General features: G+C 66.6%; 19 protein-coding genes. All 19 read left to right on the forward strand.

The window, feature by feature from the left end:
* The 19 genes from ITJ48_RS05180 to ITJ48_RS05270 all read left to right on the forward strand — a co-directional run bounded on the left by ITJ48_RS05180 (nucleotide 1) and on the right by ITJ48_RS05270 (nucleotide 16,881).
* On the forward strand, nucleotides 1-1,695 hold the full coding sequence (locus ITJ48_RS05180; protein ID WP_194612676.1) for a large terminase: 1,695 nt from the start codon (nucleotides 1-3) through the stop codon (nucleotides 1,693-1,695).
* Between the two features lie 9 nt (nucleotides 1,696-1,704).
* Nucleotides 1,705-3,108 carry a phage portal protein gene (locus tag ITJ48_RS05185; protein ID WP_194612677.1) on the forward strand — a complete coding sequence of 468 codons (1,404 nt, stop codon included), beginning with the start codon at nucleotides 1,705-1,707 and terminating at the stop codon, nucleotides 3,106-3,108.
* Nucleotides 3,109-3,148: 40 nt separating this feature from the next.
* Entirely contained in the window at nucleotides 3,149-3,922 is a 774-nt protein-coding gene (locus tag ITJ48_RS05190; protein ID WP_194612678.1) for a hypothetical protein, read from the forward strand.
* A gap of 65 nt (nucleotides 3,923-3,987) precedes the next feature.
* Nucleotides 3,988-4,653 carry a hypothetical protein gene (locus ITJ48_RS05195; RefSeq protein ID WP_194612679.1) on the forward strand — a complete coding sequence of 222 codons (666 nt, stop codon included), beginning with the start codon at nucleotides 3,988-3,990 and terminating at the stop codon, nucleotides 4,651-4,653.
* 12 nt (nucleotides 4,654-4,665) lie between these two features.
* Nucleotides 4,666-5,037, forward strand: coding sequence for a hypothetical protein (locus ITJ48_RS05200; protein WP_194612680.1), 372 nt, complete (start codon nucleotides 4,666-4,668; stop codon nucleotides 5,035-5,037).
* Complete coding sequence (locus ITJ48_RS05205; RefSeq protein ID WP_194612681.1) at nucleotides 5,037-6,056, forward strand: major capsid protein; 1,020 nt, start codon at nucleotides 5,037-5,039, stop codon at nucleotides 6,054-6,056. Before ITJ48_RS05200 ends, ITJ48_RS05205 begins: the two co-directional genes overlap by 1 nt.
* 55 nt (nucleotides 6,057-6,111) lie before the next feature.
* On the forward strand, nucleotides 6,112-6,474 hold the full coding sequence (locus ITJ48_RS05210; protein WP_194612682.1) for a hypothetical protein: 363 nt from the start codon (nucleotides 6,112-6,114) through the stop codon (nucleotides 6,472-6,474).
* Nucleotides 6,475-6,486: 12 nt separating this feature from the next.
* On the forward strand, nucleotides 6,487-6,888 hold the full coding sequence (locus ITJ48_RS05215; RefSeq protein WP_194612683.1) for a Gp19/Gp15/Gp42 family protein: 402 nt from the start codon (nucleotides 6,487-6,489) through the stop codon (nucleotides 6,886-6,888).
* Nucleotides 6,888-7,220 (forward strand): hypothetical protein, encoded by a 333-nt coding sequence (locus tag ITJ48_RS05220; RefSeq protein ID WP_194612684.1) that lies wholly within the window; start codon nucleotides 6,888-6,890, stop codon nucleotides 7,218-7,220. Before ITJ48_RS05215 ends, ITJ48_RS05220 begins: the two co-directional genes overlap by 1 nt.
* Before the next feature lie 61 nt (nucleotides 7,221-7,281).
* A complete protein-coding gene (locus tag ITJ48_RS05225; protein ID WP_194612685.1) occupies nucleotides 7,282-7,485 on the forward strand; it encodes a hypothetical protein in 204 nt (67 codons plus the stop codon).
* 8 nt (nucleotides 7,486-7,493) lie between these two features.
* The gene (locus tag ITJ48_RS05230) at nucleotides 7,494-7,907 is read left to right on the forward strand and encodes a hypothetical protein (protein WP_194612686.1); all 414 of its coding nucleotides are present in this window, start codon (nucleotides 7,494-7,496) and stop codon (nucleotides 7,905-7,907) included.
* Between the two features lie 126 nt (nucleotides 7,908-8,033).
* On the forward strand, nucleotides 8,034-8,588 hold the full coding sequence (locus ITJ48_RS05235; protein ID WP_194612687.1) for a hypothetical protein: 555 nt from the start codon (nucleotides 8,034-8,036) through the stop codon (nucleotides 8,586-8,588).
* 2 nt (nucleotides 8,589-8,590) lie between these two features.
* Nucleotides 8,591-8,827 carry a hypothetical protein gene (locus ITJ48_RS05240; RefSeq protein WP_194612688.1) on the forward strand — a complete coding sequence of 79 codons (237 nt, stop codon included), beginning with the start codon at nucleotides 8,591-8,593 and terminating at the stop codon, nucleotides 8,825-8,827.
* Between the two features lie 79 nt (nucleotides 8,828-8,906).
* Nucleotides 8,907-9,242 (forward strand): hypothetical protein, encoded by a 336-nt coding sequence (locus ITJ48_RS05245; protein ID WP_194612689.1) that lies wholly within the window; start codon nucleotides 8,907-8,909, stop codon nucleotides 9,240-9,242.
* 104 nt (nucleotides 9,243-9,346) lie between these two features.
* Nucleotides 9,347-9,622: a hypothetical protein gene (locus tag ITJ48_RS05250; RefSeq protein WP_194612690.1), complete on the forward strand. Its 276-nt coding sequence runs from the start codon at nucleotides 9,347-9,349 to the stop codon at nucleotides 9,620-9,622.
* Nucleotides 9,623-9,625: 3 nt separating this feature from the next.
* On the forward strand, nucleotides 9,626-13,342 hold the full coding sequence (locus ITJ48_RS05255) for a tape measure protein (protein WP_194612691.1): 3,717 nt from the start codon (nucleotides 9,626-9,628) through the stop codon (nucleotides 13,340-13,342).
* On the forward strand, nucleotides 13,342-14,874 hold the full coding sequence (locus ITJ48_RS05260; protein ID WP_194612692.1) for a hypothetical protein: 1,533 nt from the start codon (nucleotides 13,342-13,344) through the stop codon (nucleotides 14,872-14,874). The genes ITJ48_RS05255 and ITJ48_RS05260 overlap by 1 nt, the downstream gene beginning before the upstream one ends.
* Nucleotides 14,871-16,001 carry a hypothetical protein gene (locus tag ITJ48_RS05265; protein ID WP_194612693.1) on the forward strand — a complete coding sequence of 377 codons (1,131 nt, stop codon included), beginning with the start codon at nucleotides 14,871-14,873 and terminating at the stop codon, nucleotides 15,999-16,001. Before ITJ48_RS05260 ends, ITJ48_RS05265 begins: the two co-directional genes overlap by 4 nt.
* On the forward strand, nucleotides 15,982-16,881 hold the full coding sequence (locus ITJ48_RS05270; protein WP_194612694.1) for a hypothetical protein: 900 nt from the start codon (nucleotides 15,982-15,984) through the stop codon (nucleotides 16,879-16,881). The genes ITJ48_RS05265 and ITJ48_RS05270 overlap by 20 nt, the downstream gene beginning before the upstream one ends.
* Nucleotides 16,882-16,927: the final 46 nt, after the last annotated feature.

Raw genomic sequence — 16,927 nt, forward strand, 5'->3', positions numbered from 1 at the left:
ATGGCGGTCCTGATCGTGCCGCCACTCGACCTCAGCTACCCCACCCTCGGGCCGGCGCTGGCCGACTTCATCGAAGACCGTTGCGTCTTCGGACCGGGCTCCCTCGCTGGCCAGCCGGCCATCCTCGACGCCGAGAAGCGCGCAGCGCTCTACCGCCTCTACGAGATCTTCCCCAAGGGGCACCACCTCGAAGGGCGACGGCGCTTCCAGCGCGGTGCCATCGAGTGGCGCAAGGGCATGGCCAAGACTGAGTTCGCAGCCTGGGTCGCTTTCGCGGAGCTGCACGCCGAGGCTCCCGTCCGCTGCGACGGCTTCGACGGCCGCGGCAACCCGGTGGGCAAACCCGTCGCCTTCCCTTACATCCCCATGATGGCGGTCACAGAAGAGCAGGTCTCCGAGCTTGCCTACGGCGTCCTCAAGTACGTGGTCGAGCACGGCCCGGACTCGGACTTCTTCGATGCATCCCTCGACCGAATCCTCCGCATCGGTACGCGCGGCGGCTCCGAGGGCAAGGTTGTCCCGGTCTCGAACTCACCTGGCAGCCGAGACGGGGCGCTGACCACCTTCCAGCACTTCGACGAGCCTCACCGGCTCTACCTGCCGAGCGCGAAGAACGCCCACGAGACCATGTCCGCCAACCTCACGAAGCGCCCCATGGAGGACCCGTGGGCGCTCTACACCTCGACTGCAGGTCAGCCCGGTCAGAACAGCATCGAAGAAGACGTTCGTGCCGAAGCCGAGATGATCAACCGCGGCGAGATCGACGACCCTGCGCTTTTCTTCTTCGCGCGCTGGGCCGGAGATGACCACGCCGAACTCACCACACTCGACCAGCGCATCGCAGCCATCTCGGATGCGACGGGACCTGCCGGCGAGTACGGCCCCGGGCAGTTCGAGTCAATCGCCAAGCAATGGGATCGCCCGAAAGCAGACAAGGCCTACCTCGAACGCGTGTGGCTCAACCGATGGAAGAAGTCCGGATCCCAGGCCTTCGACATCATCCGGTGGAACCGCAACGCACCCGCCTACCTCCCAGAAGGCGAAGAAGCGCCGGACGGTGTCGCTCAAGGCTTGGCCCGACCCGGCGAAGTCATCCCCAAGGGGGCCTTCGTCACGGGAGGTTTCGACGGCGCTCGCTTCCGAGACGCGACCGCGCTCGTCATCACGGAGATCGCCACCGGTCTCCAAGAGCTGGTGGGCCTCTGGGAGCGACCCGATGACGTCGAGGACTGGGAGGTCCCCGAAGCAGAAGTCACTCAGACGCTCGAGTGGGTCATGCAGAACTACTCAGTCTGGAAGGTCTACGCAGACCCTCCCCACTGGACCGAGACCATCGGCTCCTGGGCGCTCCGCTGGCCCGACCAGATCGAAGAGTTCTTCACACAGCAGTACGGCCGCATGGCCTACACGATCCGCGAGTACGTCGAAGCGATGGACACCGGAAGCATCGGCTGGAACCCGGAGCACCACAACGGCGGCGACTTCGCCCGCCACATGGGCAACGCCGGCCGCAAGGACCTTCGAATCCGCGACGACGAGGGCCAGCCCCTCTGGGTCATGCAGAAGCAGAAGCTCGAGCTCAAGTTCGATGCCGCCATGGCAGCAACCCTCTCCGGGAAAGCCTTCCTCGACGCCCGCAAGTCCGGGGCGAAGCCCCGCACCAAGAAGAAACCCGTCATCCGCCGACTCGCCTAGGAGGTCGCCTTGATCGACGTCAAGACCCCCAACACGCCCGGCTGGTGGATGCTCAAGGCCTGCCGTAAGCGCGAGGGGCGTCTGCCCCGCTTGCAGAAGCTCGCGGACTACTTCGACGGCAATCCGCCGCTCCCGACGAACAACAAGGCTGTGACGGACGCCTTCAAGCGAGTCCAGAAGGACTCCTGCACGAATATGGCCGAGCTGATCGTGGGCTCGCTCCGCGAGCGAATCACGGTCCGGGACGTACGGACCGCCTCGAGCGGGGACCAGATCGACGACGACGCATGGCGCATCTGGGTCGAGAACGGCCTCGACGTCGAGTTCGCGGACGTCCTTGAGAACATGCTCGCCATGGGCGACGGCTACATGATCGTCGGACAGGACCCCGACACCGACGAGATCGCCGTCACCGGTGAAGACCCTCGCCAGGTGGTCACCATCCACAACCCCGTCCGTCAGTCCGAGATTCGGGCCGCGGTCAAGGTCTTCCACGACCCCGACGAGCAGAAGGACTACGTCTACTTATACCTCCCCGGAGAGCGAGACCTAGAAGGTGTCCTCGGCAACGCGCGTCGCTACGTGGCCGTCCGAGCACGCAAGAACAAGCGCGCCGGCATCGTCTTCTCCGCCGGTTCGTTCGAGTGGGACGAAGACCGTGGGGGTGCAGAAGGCGAGGAACTGCAGCACCCCAGGGTGCCCGTGATCCGATTCCGAAACCGCCGCGGCGTCGGCGAGTTCGAGCCGCACCTGTCGATCCTCGACCGCATCAACAACGACGTCTACACGCGCGTCGTCATCGCCCTCTACCAGGCGTACAAGCAGCGCGCCATCCAGGTCGACGACACCGACGAGGCCGTCGACGGCAAGGGTGACCCGCTCGAGAACCTCGACGACGTCCTGACGTCCGACCCCGGCTCGTGGATCCAGCTGCCCTTCAACTCGAAGGTCTGGGAGTCATCCCAAGCCGACCTGCAGGGCATCCTGTCTGCAACCAAAGACGACATCCGGCTCCTGGCCGCTGTCACCCGCCGGCCGATGGACATCTTCTCGCCCGACAACCAGTCGGCCGCAGGAGCTGGATTCTCCCGCGAGGGCCTGACGTTCGCTGTCGAGGACAAGCAGGTCCGAGCCGGCCAGGGTCTCGTCGAGCTGTTCCACCTCATCTTCCTCACCCTCGGAGACGCAGACCGGGCCGACCGGTCGGGCATCATCATCGGCTGGAAGCCGGGCGAGCGGTACTCGATCACCGACAAGGGCTCGTCGGCTGCGCAGTCCGTGGGCGTGCTCCCGAAGCGCACCATCATGCGCGAGATCTACCAGATGACGCCGCCGCAAATCGACCAGGCCGAAGCCGAGGCAGCCGACGAGCTGCTCCTGATGCAGGAGATCCCCGGTGCCGACCAAGCTTGACCTCGCCTACGACGTTCAGTCGGAGGCCCTAAGGCGGCAAATGGCGGTCTACGCCATCGGCATGTTCATGGGCCTCGAGGCGTACCGCGACGCGGACGCGAACCGCTTCGCGGTGCAGGTCGTCCCACGCATCGAGTCCGGCCAACGGCAGATGGCCCTCCTCACGGATGCCTACCTGGCGCGGTCTGCGGGCGAGATGCTCGCCAAGGCGGTCGTACGCGGCACTGTGTCGTACGCGACCACCCTCGCGCTCCGTGGCATCGCTGGTGAGGACCTCTTCCGCAGGCCCTTCGCTACCGTCCACAACGAGTTGGCGCGGGGCTCAACGGTCACGGCGGCCATCAACGCAGGCAGAGACCGGCTACGGTCCCTCGTCACCACGGGCTCCCAGCTAGCGAAGACGCACGCAGCTAGCCGGGCGCTCGAGCGGTCGGGTGTGGAGCAGTACCAGCGCGTCCTCACCGGCCGCGAGAACTGCGGTCTCTGCGTCATCGCCTCGACGCAGCGCTACCGGGTCGGCGAACTCCTCCCGATCCACCCTGGGTGCGACTGCGGGATCAAGGGGTTCCGCGGCGACCCCGAGCGACAGGTCATCAACCCGCAGCTCCTCTCGTCCACCCACGACGAGATCGCCCGCCGACTCGGGCTCACCGACCCGCAGGCGCGGGATCTGGGCCTCGGCAAGACCGTCGACTATGGCGACACCTCGCGTCTCGCCGACTTCACCGAGCTCGTCGTCACGCAGAACCACGGGGAACTCGGCCCCGTCCTCGCCTGGCGCGGTGACCAGTTCACCGGCCCAGTCGACCTCTGATCTTCGCGCCTCGGCGCGGAACCACCCCGCAATGGGGACACCCGACCCGAAATGGGAGAACAGCAATGCTCAAGACCCCGTACTACGCCATCGCAACCTCGCCCTCGCGGCTCCGCTTCTTCGCCCCTGTCGACAACGACCTCGGTGCGGGTGCGGGTGCCGGTGCTGGCGGTGACGGCGAGGCTCAGAAGGACAGTGAACTCGGCTTCCCGTCGAACACGGCCCCGAAGGACATGGAGCCAGAGCAGCGGGCCGCTTACTGGCAGCACCGCTCACGCCAGAACGAGGACCGCGTCAGGGCCTTCGGTCAGCTCAGTCCTGAGCAGGTCGCCGAGCTGCAGGCAGAGCGCGACAGGCTCGTGGCGGCTGGCCAGACGGACTCCGAGAAAGCGATCGAGGAAGCACGGGAGGCCGGAAGGGCCGAAGTGCGCAGCATCCTCGCTGCTGAGCGGGTTAAGAGCGCCTTCACCACTGCCCTCGCCGGGCGTGTGCCGGATGCCGGCGCGCTGCTCGACCTCGACCGCTCCAAGTACGTCAAGGGCGACCAGGCCGATGCCGACGCCATCAAGGCGTGGGTCGAAGAGCACTCCACCGAGAAGACCACCGAGACGACGCGTCGAACCGTCGACCTCGGACAGGGCCGCGGCCGCGGCACCACGACACCCAACAAGGGTGTCGGCGCAGGCCGGGACCTCTTCTCGGGCAGCAAGAAGTCCACCACCACCTCCTAGAAGGGAACCAGCATGCCCAAGCTCCGCACGGAGACGTTCGGCGGCGGCGACCAGTCGTGGCTCGGGTCCACCCACGGAATCGCGAACGCGCGAACCGGGACCCTGTCGCTCACCGACTTCACCCCCGCAACCCACTACCCGGACGGCTTCATCCCGTCCGGCACTCGAGTCGACGCCAGCAACGAGAAGGCGCTCACGCCCTTCACCGGTGCCGAGGGCGAGCAGCTCGGGTTCGTCCTCACCGACTCTCCCGTCGTCAACGGGGAGGCCGCACCCGTGGCCGTCCTCCGACACGGCATCATCAACGTCGCCAACCTCCCCGGCACGTTCACCGCACCCACCGCTGGCGCTGCCGGCTTCGTCTTCGTAGGAGGTGACGCCTGATGGCTCTCTGGACTGACGTCATCGACCCGGCGACCCTGACGGGCTACGCCCGCGAGTCCCTGGCCGATATCGAGGCACGCCGAGGCACCCTCGCCCGCTGGCTCCCCAACCGCGACGTCGCCGACACCGTCGTGCGCTTCGTCATGGGCCAGAACGGCCTCGTCACCGAGGCGAAGTTCCGCACCTACGACGCCGAGCCCGAGGTCGGCAAGGCTCGCGGCGGCCGCCGTGTCACCCTCGAACTTCCGGCCCTCGGCCAGGAGATCCCGGTCAGCGAGTACCAGCAGCTCCGCAGCCGGAACGCTTCCGACGACGCGATCCTCCGCGAAGTCCTCGGCACCACGCGGCAGGTCGTCCAGGCCGTCTCGGACCGCATCGAGCGGCTCCGCGGCACCGTCCTCGACAGCGGCAAGGCAACCATCGCCCAGGACAACTTCACGTCCGACGACGACTTCGGCCGCTCCGCCTCGCACAACGTCACCGCCCCGACCCTCTGGAGCAGCATCGACGCGGACCGCCTCGGCTTCCTCGAGTCGATCGTCGACGTCTACCGCGAGACCAACGGCGTCGACCCCGGCGCGATCGTCCTGACCAACCGCGTCTTCCGGGCTCTGTCCTCCGGCAAGCAGTTCCAGACGCAGCTTCTCAACGGCGTGTCCCGCCCCGCGACGGATGCTGACGTGCAGGCCGTCGTCACCGGAGCCGGCCTCCCCCCGATCTTCCGTCACGACCGCCGCACCAGCGGCGGACGTGTGCTCTCGGACGACCGGCTGCTCCTGCTGCCGGAGCCGGTCGAGACGGACGACTGGGAAGGCACCCAGCTCGGGGCGACGTTCTGGGGGCAGACGCTGACCTCCACAGACGACTCCTACCAGATCGAGGACGCCGACCAGCCCGGCATCGTCGCGGGCGTCTACCGCAACGAGAAGCCCCCGATGATCGCCGAGGTCATCTCGGACGCCATCGCGCTCCCCGTCCTGGCCAACGCGAACCTGAGCCTCTCGGCGAAGGTTCTCTGACCCAGCGAGGGGGGCGGGGACCACCCCGCCCCCCTCGCCCAGAACGGAGACCACCATGGCAAAACTCAGAGCGACCGTCGTCGTGCGAGACGACAAGTTCATCACCCACGTCTTCGTCCCCGGACAGGACGTCCCCAAGTGGGCGGTCGACAAGATCACCACCCCCGGCGTCTGGGCCGAAGAGCCCAAGGAGCCGAAGGCACCCAAGGAGCCCGCGGAACCCAAGGAGCCGAAGGCACCGAAGGAGCCAGAGGCCCTCCCGGCCGGCGAAGTACCCATCCCCCCGAAGTCCGGAGCCGGATCGTCCGCCAAGGCGTGGGCGGCCTACGGGCTGTCCAAGGGCTACGAGGTCGACGAGACCGCGAAGGCCAGCGAGATCCGCGACGCCCTGGCCGAGGCCGGCGTCCCCGTCGAGTAGAAGGACCCCCGCATGGACCCGCTGGCAGACCCGTCTGACGTCGAAGAAGTGTGGGGAGACCTCACGGTCGAAGAAACCCGCAAGGTGGAGGCCTGGATTGACCAGGCCTCCACCAAGCTCCGAAGCATGGCGCGCCGACGACACATCGACCTCGACAGCCTCATCGCCAAGGACGCGCTCGCCAAGAACGCAGCTCGCGACGCCGTCGTGAACGCCGTCCGCCGTGTCCTGCTGAACCCCAAGGCACTCCGCCAGTCCTCAAGCACAACTGGCCCCTTCACGGAGTCCGGCACCATCGATACTTCTGCCTCATCAGGAGCGATCTACATCGCTGCGACAGACGTCGTAGACCTGTTCCCCCAAGAACGTCGCTCAGGCATCCGAAGCTTTCGCATCCGATCCGGGCTCCTCTGATGGCTGAAGCAGTTCAACAGCACACCCGCACACCCGGGCCTCCGGACCGCTACGGCAAGCCCACACACAGCGAGAACACCCGCAAAGTCGACGGGGTAGGGGTCGCTCCCGACACCGGCGATGAGAACGCGGCTACGAGCGACGACACCAACTCGCGACGGCTCACGCTCTACATGCCCGCCAACAGCACCGTGACCGACACCGACGAGTTCACCGTCCGGGGCGTGAGGTACAGCGTCATCGGGGACCCCAACGACTGGCGCTCGTTCTACACAAACCACCGCCCAGGCATCGTCGTCAAGCTCGAGCGAACGGAGTACGTCGATGGCTAGTGGATCCCGTGTCGTCCTGAACCGCCGAGGGTTCGGCGAGCAAGTCATGTCCTCCGCCGGCATGGCCGCACAGACCCGCCCCGCCGCCGAAGCAGTCGCGGCACGCGTGCCTGGCTCGACGATCCGCTGGGTCATCACCCAGGCAGCCGGAGGCGGCACTCGCGGCCGCTGGCGCATCGAGGCCCCGCACACGCGCGAGCAGCAGACGCGACAGCAGCTAGTCGACGCCATCCGCTCCGTCGTCGGACGAGCCCAAGCAAGGTAGGAGACGCAATGGACGGCATCATCTACAGCGACTTCCTGGCCGCCCTCATCCGACGCCTAGCCCTCATCCTGTCGTCTCGTCCCGAGGCATACGCGCAGTCGTCTTTGGTCTCGAACAGGAAGACCTCGAGCACTGCAAACGCCGTCGTGTTGACGGTCTCGCCCGGGGGCGGTGGAGCGGACACGCTCCAGACCGGGTACGTCACAGTCGACGTCATCTGCCGCGATGAGGGTGACGCTGTCGACCTCATGAACCTCGTTCTCGCCCTCAGCACAACACGGGGTCCTGGTGGCATGGTCGACGGCAAGCCGTTCACCCGCGCTGCCGTCAACGGCGGCCCCAACCCCGACCCCGCCGCAGACGGCTGGTTCAAGCAGACCGCTGAGCTCGAAGTCGGGCACCGCGGCCGCAACCTCGTCTAGCCCACTCGACTCCTAGCCCTGCCGACAGGCGGGGCTTTCTTCGTGCCCGGAACGCCGGGCCTCTTCCCACCGAGCCGGGATCCCAAGGGCCACCGCGCCCACAACCACCGACGAAAGGTGACTCTCTTGAGTCTCGACAGTTCCAACGTTCGCGTCGCGGTCACGGGCGCGGTGTACAACGCTCCCAAGACCGCGACCAGCCCCACCAGCGCCACGAGCGCCCTCACCGGCTACATCGACCTCGGCTACGTCGGGGACGGTGGTGTCACGGAGACCCGTGACCGCTCCACGAACCAGATCCGCGGCTGGCAGAACGGTGCCCTCGTCCGCGAGGTCGTCACCGAGTCCTCGATCAGCTACCAGCTCGTCCTCCTCGAGACCAAGAAGGAGAACATCGAGCTCTACTACGGCTCGAAGGTCGCGGCGAACGGTTCGCTCAAGGTCAACCCGTCGAAGACCGGCGGCCGGCAGAAGTTCGTCATCGACGTGATCGACGACGACGACATCATCCGCATCGACGTCCCGGACGGCGAGGTCACCGCGGTCGGCGACCAGGTCTACTCCAACGGCGAGCCCATCGGCTACGAGGTCACCTTCACCGGCTACGAGGTCACGGTCGGTGACGAGACCTATTCGGCCGTCAAGTGGTACTCCGCTCTCGACACCACGGACGGGGAGTGACCATGAGCGACGCCAAGACGATGTCCGTCCGTCACGTGCAGACCGGTCAGATCAAGAAGGTCACTGAGGAGCAGCGCGCCGCCCAGGAGAAGAACTACTGGGTGCGCGTCACGGGCGACGTCGAGGAGACGAAGCCCGCCGACGTGCCCACCGGCCCCGACGCCACCCCTGAGCCCACCGAGGGCGACGGCAGCGCCGACACCAAGACCACTTCGAAGGCCACCGCGCCCAAGAAGTAACCCACCGGCATGCCGGGGCGCTCGGGCCCCGGCATGCCGCTCCAGATCACCGAGCACTCCACCGAGCTAGGAGAAACCCATGAGTGAAACCACCGCCGTGAAGGCACTGCAGATCAAGGCCAAGGCCCGCCCCGCACTCGTCGTCGAGTACGACGGGGCCGAGTACACCCTCCCGGGCCGTGTCCCGTCCGAGATCATGACCATCCAGGCGCAGCACAAGGCCCCGAAGAACCCCGCGAAGGACGTCCAGGAGGCGTACCAGCGTGAGCTCGGCGTCGCGGTCATCGATCGCTTCTACGACCTCGTCGTGCCGGCCGACTTCAAGGCCACCCTCGACATGGAAGACCTCAGCGCGGTCTTCGAGGCGTGGTCGGGGCACGTGGGCCTGGGGGAATCCAAGGACTCCGGGAAGTAGCGGAGTCCTACCCCGATGAGCTCGTCTGGGAACTGCACCAGCTCGGGCTTGACCTAGACGGTCACGGCGTCATCCGTGACGCACGAGGCAAGGCGGTCGACCACGTGAAGGTCGACCGCCTTCTTCGTGTCGCGACCCGTGAGACGACGTCGCACCTATTCGCCGCGCGTGCTGGCTGGGACTACCCCTTGTCACGCGAAGGAATCCAGCAAGCGGACCTGTTCGACGCCATCAACCATCTCATCAAGGTCACCGCGGGCAGCAAGCAACGGCTCAAGCCGTACCCGCGTCCGTGGCCTGACATCAACAAGAACCGTCTGGGCAAAACGTCCCTCTCTCCTGCTGATGCGCGGGAGGTGCTGCGAAAGAACAGGGGATGACCCATGGCCACCGAGTCCGCGATCGCATACGTCAGCGTTGTGCCTCAGGCCAAGGGTGCCGGGAAGCTCATCGAGCAGCAGATCGACCCGGCCGGCCTGGGTGCGTCTGTCGGCTCGAAGATGTCGGGCAGCTTCCTCAAGTCAGTCGGCTCGATGGCCGTGCAGACCACCAAGATCGTGGGTGGGGCTGTCACGGCCATCGGGGCAACGATCGCCGCGGTCGCTGCGAAGAAGGGGCTTGACCGGCTCCTCGACATCGACGACGCCAAGGGCAAGCTCAAGGGCCTCGGGCACGACGTCCAGGGCATCGCCGCGATCATGGACAGCGCCCTGGCCTCGGTCAAGGGCACCGCCTTCGGGCTCGGTGACGCCGCTGGTGTCGCCGCTTCCGCCGTAGCCGCTGGCATCAAGCCCGGCCAGGACCTCACGAAGTACCTCTCCCTCACCGCTGACGCTGCGACCATCGCAGGCGTCTCGCTGGGCGAGATGGGCAGCATCATCAACAAGACCACGACAAGTGGCAAGGTCTACACGGACAGCCTGAACCAGCTGGCCGACCGCGGCATCCCGATCTTCCAGTGGCTGCAGGACGAGTACGGCGTCACGGCCGAAGAGCTGTCCAAGATGGTCAGCAACGGCGAGGTCGACTCGGCCACGTTCCGCAAGGTCATCGAGGAGAACATCGGTGGCGCGGCTCTTGCCTCGGGACAGACCGTCCGCGGCTCGCTCGCGAACGTGGGCGCGGCGCTTGGGCGCATCGGTGCGATGTTCCTTGGTGGCGCTGTGGCTGGCGCACCTGCCCTCTTCGGGTCGATCACGGCCGCGACTGACCGGGCCGGTGCTGCGCTGCAGCCCTACGCGGACATCCTCAGCGAGAAGGTCGCTGCTGGCATGTCCACTCTGGCTGGGTGGATTGACCGGATCGACTTCGCCGCAGTCATCGAAGGTGTCTCGTCGTTCGGCGGGCAGGTCAAGGACGTCTTCTCCAGCATCGCGTCTGGCGCATCTGACGCCAACCTGTCCGAGGTCGGTACATCGTTCACCGAGCTTGTGTCCGCTGGCTCCCCCATGCTTCCCGTTCTGGGCCAGGTCTGGCAGGGCCTGGGGCAGATCGCGGGCTCTGTGGGGGGCTTGTTTGCCGCAGGGCTCCCCCTGCTGTCCCCGATCATCGATTCCTTCGCCAGCATTCTCAGATTCCTCGGCGACAACACCGAGTACGTGACGCCGCTGATCGTGGCGCTTGCGGCCGGCTTCCTGCTCTACCGCGCCAGCCAGACTGCAGCCAACGCCGCCATGGTCGCTGGGCTGCCCCTGCGGGTCGCTTCGACCGCTGCTGACATCGCCCGGACCGTGGCGCTGAACAACTCAACGCGGGCAACCCTCCTCTCGATGGGCATCGAGCGGGCCAGCATCGGCACTCGGATCGCGGCTACCGGCTCCATCACGGCTGCGACTGTTGCTCTAAACGTGCAGTCGGCTGCGAGTCGGGTCAGCGCCGTTGCATCGGGGATCGCCGCTGGTGGCATGCGGGTCCTCGGTGCCGCCGTCCGGTTCGCGATGGGCCCGATCGGCATCATCATCACGATCGTCGGTCTCCTCGTGGCGGGGCTCATCTGGTTCTTCACCCAGACGGAGCTTGGCCAGGGCATCGTCGAGAACGTCTTCGCGGCGCTCCAGGTCGCGGTCGCAGCTCTTGGCCAGGGCTTCACCTGGCTGTGGGAGAACGCCATCAAGCCGGCATGGGACGCGATCTCGGCCGGGGCGACCTGGCTGTACGAGAACGCCCTCAAGCCCGCCTTTGACGGCATCGCCCTCGCCGTGCAGGTGGTCGGCGGGGCCGTGCAGCTCTACATCGGCTTCTGGGTCTCGATCTTCCAGGCCGTAGCGACGGCAGCGACCTGGCTCTGGCAGAACATCCTCGCCCCGGCCTTCCAGGGCATCTGGGCTGTCATCTCCTGGGTCGGCACCGCGGTGTTCGCCGTCTTCGACCTCCTCGTCCACATCCTCGTCTTCGTCGTCGGTGCAGCGGTCACCTGGCTGTACGAGACAATCTTCAAGCCCGTCTTCGCCCTCATCGGTCTCCTCGTCTCGGTTTGGTGGGCAGGCACACAGATCGTCTTCAACGCGGTCGTGTCCTTCGTCCGAGACACCCTTGGTGCGATCTTCACCTGGCTGTGGACCAACGTCATCTCGCCGGTCTTCACCTGGATCAGCGACCGATTCGCCCTGTTCCAGCTAGGGGCGCAGATCATCTTCGCGGCCATCGTCGCGTTCGTGCAGACGAAGCTCGCACCGATCTTCACCTGGCTGTGGCAGACGATCATCAAGCCCGCGTTCGACGGGATCTCGAGCGTCATCTCGACCGTATGGAACAGCGGCATCAAGCCGATCTTCGACGCCCTCGCAGGGTTCGTGAAGGACACCCTGCCGAAGGCGTTCGAGACCGGACGTGACGCAGTTGGCACCGCCTGGGATGGCCTCAAGGAGCTCGCGAAGATCCCCATCAAGTTCGTGGTCGATACCGTCATCAACGACGGCATCATCAAGAACTTCAACAAGGTCGCGGACTTCTTCGGGTCGTCAAAAATTCCCGAGATCAGCCTGCCGAAGGGATTCCGGACAGGTGGCATCCTGCCGGGTCAGTCCCGGATGCGTGACGGCGACGACCAGCTCGTGCCGATGCGCAAGGGAGAAGGTGTTCTCGTCTCGGAGGGTCTTCGGACTGCCGCTGACCGGAGCGCATTCCTGGCAGCCAACGCCGCCGGCCGTCGCGGCATCGGCTTCGCTTCCCTCATGGGAGGCGGGTACGCCAACGGCGGCATCATCGACGGTGCGATCGACTGGGTGAAGGATGCGGCCGGTGCCGCGGCCCGGTTCGTGTCGGACCCGAAGTCGGCAATGAGCGGCCTGATCGATGGGCTCATCAAGCAGATTCCCGGTGCCGGCGGGATGGTCGACCTGGCTAAGGGCCTCGGGAATAAGCTCGTCAGCAGCGCGGTCGAGAAGATTCAGGCGCTCGCGGGGACGTTCGCGTCGGTCGCGGGTAGCGGGAACAACGGCCAGCTCCCGCAGGGCCAGCTCATGTCGGTTCCGTTCGCCACGGGTGGGCCGGGTGTGGGCGCTTCGGGCGGAATGCTTCGACGCGACGCTGCCCTGGCCGCTATCGCAGCGGATCAGGCAGCAAGGGCTGCGACCGGCACGGGCCTGTCCCTCACCGAGGGCTACCGCGACCTCGCAAGCCAGCAGATGCGCTGGGCCCAGTACAAGGCCGGCAAGGGCAACCTCGCTGCCGCACCTGGCACGTCCAACCACGGGTTGGGGCTGGCGGGTGACTTCGGTGCCTCGGCCCGGGGCTGGCTGGCGTCGAACGGTCCGAAGTTCGGTTGGTACCCGACCGGCCTCGGGTTCTCGCAGCGCGAGCCGTGGCACTTCGACTTCAAGGGTGTCCCGCAGCTCGCTGCCGGCGCGTTCATCAAGAGCACCCCTGGCGGGTCGCTGGTGAACGTCGGGGAGGGACGCTACGACGAAGCCGTGGTGCCCCTGTCGCCTGGGTTCAAGGATGCGCTCGAGGGCCGCACTGACCGCGGCCCCGAGCTCATCGAGTACCAGGGCAATCTCTACCTCGATTCGGGCGAGTTCATGGGGGTCGTGCGTGGCGTTCTCCGCCAGGACGATCAGCAGAAACGCCTGACCATCTCGAACGGCAAGAAGGGGGCGTAATGCGCGTCACGAACTACGTGCGGAACCCTCGAGGGATCGGTGCGGTGCAGTCCTTCACCGGGCTGGCCGCATCGGTCTCGCCGATCGGGCGACCGGTCAAGGCGACCATGACGGGCGCGGCCGAGGGAGGCGTTCGACTGCGGGACGAGGAGAACCCGGTTGCAGAAGCCGGACAGCCCTGGTTTGCGATGGGCTCGCTGCAGGTGGGCGCAGAGACGGTGGGCAGCCGACAGGTTCGGGTGCGCATGCGGTTCATGAGCTCGGCCGGTGCGGAACTACGGGTCGTGTCCCAGCTGGTCCGGTTCGAGGCTCCCGCGGGCCTGTTCGAGTCGCCGGCTGGTTCTGACCGGTATCGGGCAGGGCAACAGCCGATGGTGTCCGACACACGTGTTTCGACGGTCGGGCTCCTGCCTGTCGCGGGATCGACTACGCGTTTCGTGCCGCCCGCTGCTGACGATTCGTGGCTGTCCGGGTACTTCCAGGTGACCGGTGTGGCCCCGGCGAACACAGCCAAAGTCGTGTTCGAGGTGGTCCGGGAGCAAACGTCGCAGTCGGCTGCTGGCGACACGGTCACTGTGCTGCTGCCGACCTTGACCACGACGACGAGTAAGCGACCGTTGGAGCCGTTCGATGGGGCCTCGACGTCGTCGTACTGGTCCGGCGCGGTGAACGCCTCGCCGTCCTACCGGATCTACACGGAGCCCGAGCTGAACCCTATCCCCGACATGGCACCAGTCCCGAGGGTGGAGTTCAAGTTCACGGACTTGGCCCCCGGCACGGAGACAGCGACCGTGTTCCGCGTGACTGCCGAGCGCACCCAACGTGTGCGGGGCGCGATCGACGTGTACGCGGCAGGCGGGTTCTCCGGCATCGACACCGAGCCGCCGTTTGGTGCCCCCATGGGCCCTGAGGTGACGTACCGGGCGCAGATGTTCGATGCGGCGGGCCTCGACCTCGGTTTCAGTGACGCTGCAACGACGACGGTCGACTTCGTCGGCACGGTGCTGCAGCAGCCTGTTGCGCCATCACGTGCCGTGCAGGTCATCGCGGAGATGTCCATGGCTGAGTCCATCGAGCGCCCGTTCGAGGGAACGCTCATCCGCCCCATCGGTCGCAGCGTGCCGGTCTACGTCGGTACGGGCAGGACAGGAATCACCGGCGTCAACCTGACCGTCATCACCCTGACGAAAGACGATGCGAGCCGCCTGGACTCGGTCTTCGGTGGGTACGGCGACGAGCAGCTGCCCGTCGTCTGCCTACGGTCCTCCCTCGACCTCGGTCTTCCGCAGCCGTTTTTCGCGCTCGTCAAGAGCCCGAAGAGGGTGCCTGCGGATGCTCGCAACGGGGGCGAGACGATCGTCTGGCAGATGGCCGGCGACGAAGCAGCACCACCGATCGAAGCCATCGTCGTCGCGCTCCTCACCTACGAGGACCTCGAGACCGCATACGCCACGTACGCGGACCTCGAGGCGGCGTACCTGACCTACTTCGATGCCGAGTCCGACTTCGATCTTGCAGGGAGCGCCGCATGAGACCGTCCACGCGCGCACTCCGCGAAGCCCTGACTGGGTCCTTCACCCTCGAGTACGAGGCCGACCTCTTCTACGACGGGGAGCGCCTCTTCAAAGGACTTCCCATCGAAGATGCCTCGCTTCGCGGTGACGCTTCGGGCGAGGTCGAGGAATCGGGAACGGTCACCGTGGTGTGGACGGACGACCAAGGCTCGTCGCTCAAGCCGAGCGACCCGCAGGACTGGCTGGCTCCGTACGGTGCCCGTGTCGTCCTCTTCGCGGTTGTGTCGGTGGGCAACGTGTTCCGCGAGCGTGTGCAGCTCGGTGACTACACGATCACCGCTGTTCCATCGGCGGACGATTCGGTGTTCATGTTCGGCGAGACACGGGTCACTGTCGGTTCGCGCATCCAGCTCGAGCTCAAGGACCGCATGGTGGAGGTGCAGCGGGACCGCTTCACTCGGCTGTCCTCCCCGCAGAGCCTCATCTCCGTCTGGGACGAGATCAAGCAGATGACGGGCCTGCAGGTGACCAGGTCGGTGCCTGACAAGGCTCTGACCAGGTCGGTCACGTACGAGGAGTCACGGGTCTCGGCCGTCATCGACCTCATGGCGCTGCTCGACGCAAGCCCCTACATGGAGTGGGACGGCACCCTGACCGCCCGCCCCAACGCGCCGGCAGGCCCCGTGGGCGAACTCAAGGTCGGGCCCAACGGGACCATCACGCAGATCGGTTCCTCGCTTGACGCGGAGGGTGTTTACAACGGCATCGTCATTCGCCTCGATGGGGCCGAAGGGGGCGTCCTCGCCGAACTGTGGGTGGAGCGAGGACCGCTGCGGGCTACGGCGGCGGTCGGGACGCGCACCCCGTTCCACAACGTGCCCCGCTTCTACTCCAACCCGCAGATCGAGACCGAGGCCCAGGCGCGAGCCGCGGCACCCGGCCTGCTGGAGATGTACTCCCAGCCCCGGGCTGCGTCCCTCGAGATCCAGTGCATCGCTGACCCGACAGTGCAGGTAGGTGACGTCAGGACGGTTGACGACGGCACCTTCACATGGGTCGTCCGCATCGCGACCTACAACCTGTCGGCTGCGCCCACGATGACGATCCGAGGGGATGTGCTGAGCCGTGCCATTAACGTCGACTGATGCGATCCGCGATCAGCTGGGGCAGATCCCGAGCGTCGAGCTCGCCATCACTGGCACCTTCGCCGGGGTAGAAGACGGTCTCGCACTCGTCGACATCGACGGTGAGCGCCAACTGGTGACCCTGCTTGGCCGGTACTGGCCCATGCCAGGCGAGACGGTGCGACTCCTCCGCGTGAAGAAGAGCCTCGTCGCCCTCGACATCACGAGCCCCAACTACCGGGTCGGCCGCGTCACTGCCACGGGGTCACCCCGGTGCACAGTGGAGTTCCCGCCCGGTTCCGGCGTCACCCAGCTCATGGGGTACCCCAAGGGCGCTGAGCCCGTCGTGGGCGACATCGTCCTCATCGACTGGGGATCGGGTGGCACTGTCGATCAGATCGTGACGACAGCTGCTGGCCTGTCGTCACCAACGGAACCGCCGCCTCCCCCTCCCCCTGCGAGCGGCGGACGTCAGGTGCAGAAGTTCACCGCCCTCGGCTCCGGATCGTTCGGCGGCGGCATGTGGATCGACGATGTCTACGCGTCCGCTTCCAAGAAGTCGCTGTGGGTGTACGGCCCGAAGATCGCCGACAACATCCCAGACGGCGCAACCATCGAACGGGTCCGCATCTACCTGCCGCTGCTCTCTGACCGGGCAGGCAACAGGCCTCGGATCGGAACGCACGGATACGGCAGCCGTCCCGGCGGCGCACCCGCGATCAACAACCTGACGTCTGTCCCAAACCCTGCCGGATGGCAGGACCTCCCGACGTCTTTCGGCGACCTGCTCAAAACAGGTGCGCAGCTCGGTGTCGGCGCTGACGGTGCCGGCTACGTCATCTGGGCAGGCAAGCAGAAGGACAGCGAGTCAGGCGCGCTCGAGATCACCTTCACCACCTGATCCACCCCTCACACCACCGCCCCACCAGGGCGGTCTTTCTCGCGCC

It is taken from the genome of Frigoribacterium sp. VKM Ac-2530, from assembly GCF_015350835.1.
Taxonomy (GTDB): Bacteria; Actinomycetota; Actinomycetes; order Actinomycetales; family Microbacteriaceae; genus Frigoribacterium.

Bases quoted from the DNA above. Each gene is read 5' to 3' on its own strand.
- ITJ48_RS05180 (WP_194612676.1), top strand. From the start codon at position 1: ATGGCGGTCCTGATCGTGCCGCCACTCGACCTCAGCTACCCCACCCTC.
- ITJ48_RS05190 (WP_194612678.1), top strand. From the start codon at position 3,149: ATGGCGGTCTACGCCATCGGCATGTTCATGGGCCTCGAGGCGTACCGC.
- ITJ48_RS05195 (WP_194612679.1), top strand. From the start codon at position 3,988: ATGCTCAAGACCCCGTACTACGCCATCGCAACCTCGCCCTCGCGGCTC.
- ITJ48_RS05200 (WP_194612680.1), top strand. From the start codon at position 4,666: ATGCCCAAGCTCCGCACGGAGACGTTCGGCGGCGGCGACCAGTCGTGG.
- ITJ48_RS05205 (WP_194612681.1), top strand. From the start codon at position 5,037: ATGGCTCTCTGGACTGACGTCATCGACCCGGCGACCCTGACGGGCTAC.
- ITJ48_RS05210 (WP_194612682.1), top strand. From the start codon at position 6,112: ATGGCAAAACTCAGAGCGACCGTCGTCGTGCGAGACGACAAGTTCATC.
- ITJ48_RS05215 (WP_194612683.1), top strand. From the start codon at position 6,487: ATGGACCCGCTGGCAGACCCGTCTGACGTCGAAGAAGTGTGGGGAGAC.
- ITJ48_RS05220 (WP_194612684.1), top strand. From the start codon at position 6,888: ATGGCTGAAGCAGTTCAACAGCACACCCGCACACCCGGGCCTCCGGAC.
- ITJ48_RS05225 (WP_194612685.1), top strand. From the start codon at position 7,282: ATGGCCGCACAGACCCGCCCCGCCGCCGAAGCAGTCGCGGCACGCGTG.
- ITJ48_RS05230 (WP_194612686.1), top strand. From the start codon at position 7,494: ATGGACGGCATCATCTACAGCGACTTCCTGGCCGCCCTCATCCGACGC.
- ITJ48_RS05240 (WP_194612688.1), top strand. From the start codon at position 8,591: ATGAGCGACGCCAAGACGATGTCCGTCCGTCACGTGCAGACCGGTCAG.
- ITJ48_RS05245 (WP_194612689.1), top strand. From the start codon at position 8,907: ATGAGTGAAACCACCGCCGTGAAGGCACTGCAGATCAAGGCCAAGGCC.
- ITJ48_RS05255 (WP_194612691.1), top strand. From the start codon at position 9,626: ATGGCCACCGAGTCCGCGATCGCATACGTCAGCGTTGTGCCTCAGGCC.
- ITJ48_RS05260 (WP_194612692.1), top strand. From the start codon at position 13,342: ATGCGCGTCACGAACTACGTGCGGAACCCTCGAGGGATCGGTGCGGTG.
- ITJ48_RS05265 (WP_194612693.1), top strand. From the start codon at position 14,871: ATGAGACCGTCCACGCGCGCACTCCGCGAAGCCCTGACTGGGTCCTTC.